Below are 5,224 nucleotides of genomic sequence, written 5' to 3'. Positions count from 1 at the left end.
CCCGGCTGATTTCCGCGGTGTGAAGATGCGCATCCAGTCTTCCAAGGTGCTGGATGCCCAGATGCGCGCCCTGGGCTCGCTGCCACAGCAGATGGCCTTCTCCGAAGTCTACCTGGGCCTGCAGAACGGCGTGGTGGATGGTACCGAGAATCCGCCCTCGAACTTCTACACCCAGAAGATGCATGAGGTGCAGCCCTACCTGACCGTCTCCAACCATGGTTACCTGGGCTATGCCGTGATCGTCAACAAGGCATTCTGGGAAGGTCTGCCGCCGGCGATCCGTACCACCCTGGATAGCGCCATGAAGGACGCGACCAAGTACGCCAACGATATCGCCAAGCAAGAGAACGAAAGCGATCTCGAAAACGTACGCAAGTCGGGCAAGACCCAGATCATCAGCCTGACCCCGGCCGAGCGTGGCGCGCTCAAGAAGGCGCTGACCCCGGTCCACACCCAGATGGCCGACCGCATTGGTCAGGACCTGATCAAGTCCATTTACAAGGAAACCGGCTTCAACCCGGCCGAGTAATGCAAGTATCACTCCGGCGGCAATGTCCGCTGGGGTTTGCCTACCTATGCCGGCCCTGCGCCGGCGTAGGTCTCCCCGGGCCCTCCTTCGCTTCTGGAGCCGATATATGAAATATCTCAACTTCCTTGAGGAGGCGTTGATTGCCTTCCTCATGACAGGGGCGACCCTGATCATCTTCGTGGCGGTGATACACCGCTATCTCTCCGGATATAACATTCCTGGGCTGCAATCCTGGTTGCTGTCCTTGGATCTTTCGTGGGCGCAGGAGCTCTGCGTCATCATGTTCGTGTGGATGGCCAAGTTTGGCGCAGCCTATGGTGTGCGCACTGGCATTCATGTCGGAGTCGATGTCATGGTGACCCGGCTGGAAGAGAAGCATCGCAAGATCTTTATCTTGATCGCACTTTTCGCTGGGATGCTGTTTACCGGGTTGGTCGGCACCCTCGGCCTGGAGCTGGTCTCTGGCATGTTCCATACCGAGCAGGTCACCTCGGATATGGAGATTCCTGTCTGGATTACCTATCTGGCAATTCCGTTGGCCTCGTACCTGATGTGCTTCCGTTTTGCACAGGTGGCTTGGACCTTTATCCGCACCGGTGAAGTACCCCACCATGACCATGGCCATGTAGATGGCCTGGAAGACGACGATGCGAAAGGACAGCCAGCATGAGCGCCGTTATCGCTGACGCGGCCAGGAAGCCGCTGTCGATCAAATGGCCGCTAGGCATTCTTGCGGCGCTGCTGGTCATTTCGCTGGTCGGTGGTAAGACCGCCATGATCTTCTGCCTGCTGCTGGCATTGATGCTGACCGGCATGCCAGTCTCCATCGCGCTCGGGCTCGCGGTACTGACCTTTCTCTTTACCATGACCACCGTGCCGCCTACGCAGGTTGCGCAGAAGCTTTTCAAGGGTATTGAAAGCTTCGAAATCATGGCGATCCCGTTCTTTATCCTGGCCGGCAACTTCCTCACCCACGGTGGTGTGGCCAAGCGGATGATCGACTTTGCCACCAGTATGGTGGGCCACATGCATGGTGGCCTGGGCCTGGCTGGCGTGCTGGCATGCGCCCTGTTTGCCGCCGTGTCGGGTTCCAGCCCGGCTACCGTGGTCGCCATCGGCTCCATCCTCTTGCCAGCCATGCTCAAGCAGGGCTTCCCCAAGCAATTCGGGGCGGGGATTATCACCACCTCCGGCGCGCTGGGTATTCTGATCCCGCCCTCCATCGTGATGGTGATGTACTCGGTCGCCACTAATACGTCGGTGGGCGCCCTGTTCATGGCCGGTGTAGTACCTGGCCTGATGCTGGCGTTCCTGCTTGGCGTAGTGGCCTGGTACCGTGCCCGTAAGTTCAATTATCCGCGCATGGATAAAGCCAGTTGGGGGGCGCGTATTACAGCCTTCCGACGGGCGTTCTGGGGCTTGTTCCTGATCGTGATCGTGATGGGCGGCATTTATGCCGGCCTGTTCACGCCGACCGAAGCTGCGGCAATGAGCGCGGTGTACTCCTTCATCATTGCCGTGTTTGTCTACAAGGACATCGGCTGGAAGGACGTGCCGCGCATCCTGGTCAACTCGGCCTCCATGAGCGCCATGCTGCTCTACATCATCGCCAACGCGGTGTTGTTCTCCTTCCTGATGACCTACGAGAACATTCCGCAGGCCATGGGTATGTGGCTGTTACAGATGGGCTTTGGCCCCATCGTGTTCCTCTTGGCGGTGAACGTGATCCTGCTTCTGGCTGGTAACGTGATGGAACCCTCGTCCATCGTGCTGATCTTTGCCCCCATCCTGTTCCCGGTGGCGGTACAGCTCGGTATCAACCCGGTGCACTTCGGCATTTTGATCGTGGTGAATATGGAGGTGGGCATGTGCCACCCGCCGGTGGGGCTCAACCTCTATGTGGCGTCCGGCATCACCAAGATGGGCATTACCGAGCTGACGGTGGCGGTATGGCCATGGCTGTTGGCCATGCTGGGCTTTTTGGGCCTGGTGACCTACGTGCCGGCAATTTCGCTTTGGCTGCCCAAGTACCTGGGCATGATGTAAATCCTGGGCCGCCTAAGGGGCCAGGATTTACCGATGGATTATTGAGAGTAGCAGTGAGAGAGGCGTATAGCGCCCTGTAGTACCCAAGCAAGACAAAGCCACCCTCGGGTGGCTTTGTTCTTTTCTGGCTCAGCTCTGGCGGATAAAGGCGAAATGCAGCGTGCCCTGCTCCAGTAGACCGGCCACCGGCGTATCTGCCGGGATGAGGTATTGGGGTGGCTGATCTGGGCAGTAATAGTTGCTGTAGACCTGCGCGACCACCTGCTCGCCGATGGTAGCGGCCATATGGGTATGGGAACCGGAATACTGAAGGAAATGTGAGGCGACGATCTGCTCGACCAACTCGTCCAGGCGCGTGTGGGTATGGATCTCGAAGCGCATATCCAGCGGGCCGATCTGGTCGTCCTGGGCGCAGCAGGCGTCACGGGTGACGGTGATGTGCATGGGGTGTCGCCGATGTAGCAAGACCAACAGTGTATGCGGCCATCCCGCAGGCGCCTAGACCGTTTGCAGCCGCTGCGTAGCTGCCTGGCGCGGCTTGCCGGCCAGCAGTGCGATCGGTACGCCGACGAAGAACATATGGACCAGCAGGTCCGCGACGAACAGATCGAGCGAGAAGCGGAACGGGAAAGGGAAGGCCGAGAGCGGTAGGACTACGAAGTTCATGACCGCATACATCGCGAGCCCGAACACCATGCCGCAGGGAATGGGGCGGCGCGCCAGCACTGGCACGATGCCACTAGCCCAGGCATAGGCCCCGGCCGCGCCGCTCATGATGGCGTAGTGCAGGGCGACGCCCAATGCCGCGACCGGTACACCCCCATCAAACGCCGCCTTGCCCAGGAGGCCGCTGGCGACCGCCTGACAGATACGTAGCGCAGGCACGCCGTGGTAGCCGGAAAAGAGGATGGCGTAGCTCAGGTCCAAGGTACCGGCGATGGCAACGGCGAGCAGGAAGGCTTTACGGCGGGAGAGTGAGCGCATGGGAGCGGGGCGGCAGGGAAGGTGTGCTCAGGGTAGACGGCGAGCTGGCGAAATACCAGGCAGTTCAGTCCAGCACCTTGGGGTAGGGCTCGCCCTGCATCCAATGGACGATGGCGTCGACCACCGGCTCTTCGCGGCCCAGGTAGCCATGTGGCGAGAACGGCTCGCACGGCCCGCTGGTGGCGGGCTTGCCGCCTTGCACGGTGATCAGCGGGTAGGTCTCCGCCTGGCGTTTGGCCGGGCCATAGGGCGAGGCAGGGCAGCCGTCATCGGCGTGGTGCACAAATAGCAGCGGCACCGTGATGCGGCTGAAGCTGAAACCGGAGAGGCCGTTGTTGTCGCGGCTGGCATTGAAGACCGAGGAAGTGAGCGCCACCCCTGCCACCTTGTTGCCGAGCGCTGCACCGGCATAGGCGGCGGAGACGCTGCCGCGGCTGGTACCGACCAGGTAGATGCGGGCGCCGGCAAACTGCTGCTGCATGGCCAGGACCAGCGCCGCTACATCGTCGGCATGGCGCTGGCTCATGCGGTAGCTGTCGGGCATGCCGCTGCGGTCGCTAGGGGCATCGATCAGCGCCACCGGTATGCCGCGCGCTACGAACAGACCGCGCGAGCGGACCAGGAAGTTTGACCCGGGGTGGGGGATGCCTTTGCTCATTAGGCCCACATTGCCCTCGCCGCCATTGAACAGAATGGCTGCGATGGCAGGTGGCGCTTGGGTGGGGAGATCTGCGCTGAGCAGGTAAGGGGTGGTATGGCCGTCGGACGCACTAAGCTGGCGGATTTCCTCGGCGTGGGCCGGGACGATGGCGGCAAGGCAGGCAAGGAGCAGGGCGGTGAGCTTGGGCATGGTAGAGCCATCTTAGCGCTGCGCTCACGCTTTTGCCGGCTTCTACACACGGCAGCAGGATGCTTGAACCGGCTAGCAAGGGTTCAAGCATCCTGTAGCGAGTACGGGCGTGTTGCTTAGCGCTGCAGGAATTCGCGCACCGCGGTTATGGTGGGCTCGGGGGCCTCTTCCATCAGCCAGTGGCCGGCATTGGGTACCACCAGCTCGGTGACATTGTCGGCCGCGTTGCGCATCACCAGCGCCTCGTTGGCGCCGAAGGACTTCTCCCCACCTATGGCCAGCACCGGCATGGTGAGCTTGGGGCTCAGCGTTTTGAGGTTGTCCTCGGCGTCCTTGTTGATGACCAGGAACTGGGCAAAGGCGGCGTGCATGGCACCGGGCTGGGCATAGAGCTTGGTGTAGTGCTGGCGGGTGGCTTCGTCCACCTTGCTGGGGTTACCGGCGAACTCATTCCAGAAACGGTCCAGATAGATACGCTCGCGGCCCTTGACCAGGCGCTCGGCATCCTTGCCGCCAAAGTTGAAATGCCACAGGGCCGGCAGGCGGACGATCTGGTCCCAGGGCGGCACGCCGGGGACGGGGGCGTCCATCACGATCAGCTTGTCGGTCTTGTCCGGGTAACGGGCCGCATAGGCATAGGCCACCATGGTGCCGATGTCGTGGCCCACGATGTCCGCGTGGTCGATATTGAGCTTGCTCAGCACGGCGCGGATATCCGCCGCCTGGGTGCGCTTGTCGTAACCATCTGCCGGGCGGGAAGAAAGGCCCATGCCGCGCAGATCAGGCACCACCACGGTGTGGGTCTTGGCGAGCTC

The 5,224-nt window shown here is 61.5% G+C and carries 7 protein-coding genes; 3 read left to right on the top strand and 4 right to left on the bottom strand.

Translation table 11 applies throughout. The features are described from left to right. From dctP to VIM95_RS09780, 3 genes are all read left to right on the top strand, one after another. Window positions 1-529 (top strand): TRAP transporter substrate-binding protein DctP (gene dctP, locus VIM95_RS09790; RefSeq protein WP_331985098.1); only part of this gene is annotated, 529 nt, incomplete at its 5' end. Window positions 530-635: 106 nt separating this feature from the next. Beyond that, entirely contained in the window at window positions 636-1,199 is a 564-nt protein-coding gene (locus VIM95_RS09785) for a TRAP transporter small permease (protein ID WP_331985096.1), read from the top strand. Further along, the gene (locus VIM95_RS09780; protein WP_331985094.1) at window positions 1,196-2,575 is read left to right on the top strand and encodes a TRAP transporter large permease subunit; all 1,380 of its coding nucleotides are present in this window, start codon (window positions 1,196-1,198) and stop codon (window positions 2,573-2,575) included. Before VIM95_RS09785 ends, VIM95_RS09780 begins: the two co-directional genes overlap by 4 nt. A gap of 129 nt (window positions 2,576-2,704) precedes the next feature. On the opposite strand, the gene VIM95_RS09775 is transcribed toward VIM95_RS09780, so the two are convergent. The 4 genes from VIM95_RS09775 to VIM95_RS09760 all read right to left on the bottom strand — a co-directional run. Continuing rightward, window positions 2,705-3,019 (bottom strand): hypothetical protein, encoded by a 315-nt coding sequence (locus VIM95_RS09775; RefSeq protein WP_331985092.1) that lies wholly within the window; start codon window positions 3,017-3,019, stop codon window positions 2,705-2,707. 54 nt (window positions 3,020-3,073) lie between these two features. After that, complete coding sequence (locus tag VIM95_RS09770; protein WP_331985090.1) at window positions 3,074-3,559, bottom strand: hypothetical protein; 486 nt, start codon at window positions 3,557-3,559, stop codon at window positions 3,074-3,076. 64 nt (window positions 3,560-3,623) lie between these two features. Next, window positions 3,624-4,409: a hypothetical protein gene (locus tag VIM95_RS09765; RefSeq protein WP_331985088.1), complete on the bottom strand. Its 786-nt coding sequence runs from the start codon at window positions 4,407-4,409 to the stop codon at window positions 3,624-3,626. A gap of 116 nt (window positions 4,410-4,525) precedes the next feature. Then, window positions 4,526-5,224 (bottom strand): alpha/beta hydrolase (locus tag VIM95_RS09760; RefSeq protein WP_331985086.1); only part of this gene is annotated, 699 nt, incomplete at its 5' end.

Origin of the sequence: Chitinimonas sp. (assembly GCF_036568685.1) — a bacterium.
Lineage (GTDB): Bacteria > Pseudomonadota > Gammaproteobacteria > Burkholderiales > Chitinimonadaceae > Chitinimonas.
This window is presented reverse-complemented; position numbering and strand designations above follow the sequence as displayed.

What these genes read in the sequence shown, in the direction of transcription:
- VIM95_RS09770 (WP_331985090.1), bottom strand. Translation starts at nt 3,559, where the DNA reads ATGCGCTCACTCTCCCGCCGTAAAGCCTTCCTGCTCGCCGTTGCCATC.
- VIM95_RS09780 (WP_331985094.1), top strand. Translation starts at nt 1,196, where the DNA reads ATGAGCGCCGTTATCGCTGACGCGGCCAGGAAGCCGCTGTCGATCAAA.
- VIM95_RS09785 (WP_331985096.1), top strand. Translation starts at nt 636, where the DNA reads ATGAAATATCTCAACTTCCTTGAGGAGGCGTTGATTGCCTTCCTCATG.
- VIM95_RS09775 (WP_331985092.1), bottom strand. Translation starts at nt 3,019, where the DNA reads ATGCACATCACCGTCACCCGTGACGCCTGCTGCGCCCAGGACGACCAG.
- VIM95_RS09765 (WP_331985088.1), bottom strand. Translation starts at nt 4,409, where the DNA reads ATGCCCAAGCTCACCGCCCTGCTCCTTGCCTGCCTTGCCGCCATCGTC.